This window comes from Psychrobacter luti, from assembly GCF_014192115.1.
Lineage (GTDB): Bacteria > Pseudomonadota > Gammaproteobacteria > Pseudomonadales > Moraxellaceae > Psychrobacter > Psychrobacter luti.
Window position 1 is genome coordinate 1 of sequence record NZ_JACHXL010000014.1, and the last position, 1220, is coordinate 1220.

The window sequence follows — 1220 nt, forward strand, 5'->3', positions numbered from 1 at the left end:
AACTAGTACTAATAGGCTTAGCAACATCAACTTTTGCTGAACCATTGTATACCTTGAATCCTTTAGTATTACTATTGTAAATAGCATCACTAGGGCTTGATATCTTCGCAGTAACACTTCCCTTCACAGTATCAGGTTTAGTTAAATCAGCACGAGCGGTTAAAGTATCAAAAGCGGTAAAGTTATTGCCGTTCCTGGTATTAGTAAATTCATCTTTTCTGTCATTACTCGCTTTATTATCCTTATCGTCCCAGAATGATCTAAAACCAATCGCGTCAGCATTAGTCAATGTGAAACTCTGCACACCCGTCATTTCACTATCTACAGGTGCATCTGGATTGGCTGGTGGTGGAGTTATAATGACCTCACTACCTTTGGTTGCACCATAAGTACCTTGAGCACCATTACCGTCATACACACCACCTAGATACTGACCGTTGTCTCCGTAGAATCCACCTTGGGTGTTGTAGCCTGCATTGTCTGCAGCTGCACCTGAGAACTGGTTACCTGTGATGCCAGCTGTTAGGTCAATGTCACCTGCTGTAGCAAACGATAAGGTTCCTTGTATGTTGCTGTTGACGAAGTCGGCTGTGAATACTGAAGTACCGTACTCAATGGCGTTACCAATACCGTTTAGACGGTTGGTTGCATCACCGGCGTAGTTAAACACACCTTCAGTTGGCATGTTCGCTGTTGCATTACCAACGACGGCGACGCCATCTACGGCTAGTATTGCCCCCAATGTAGCGGTAGCGTCTGCTGCGCCATTGATGTGACCGACTCGCATGTCACCACCAAAGTCTTTATAGACTGAGGTATAAGTTAATGGGATGTCACTAGTCTCTGGTGCTTCTCCTATGGTAATGGTCGCTTCGTCGTCAACGTTACTCATGTAGCCGTTGCCAAGATCTACGTCGTTATCACCTGATACGAAGATTGGAACGATAGGTAAGCCACCATCTGATGCTGTGTCTGCTCTAGCATCTAGGTTGTTACCGTTGTCATAAACGTCAAATTCACGAGTGCTAGTAATGAATGCACCGCCAACGTTGACTGTCTGTGCACCAGTCTTAGTCGATTTCTCTCCACGCTCACGTACTGGTGGCTCAGGTATAACCTCATCACCTTTGGTTGCACCATAAGTACCTTGAGCACCATTACCGTCATACACACCACCTAGATACTGACCGTTGTCTCCGTAGAATCCACCTTGGGTGTTG

General features: G+C 45.7%; 1 protein-coding gene. It reads right to left on the minus strand.

The window, feature by feature from the left end; translation table 11 throughout:
• The coding region (locus tag FHS24_RS12295) for a transferrin-binding protein-like solute binding protein (protein WP_183621406.1) at nucleotides 1–1220 on the minus strand (1220 nt) is incomplete at both ends.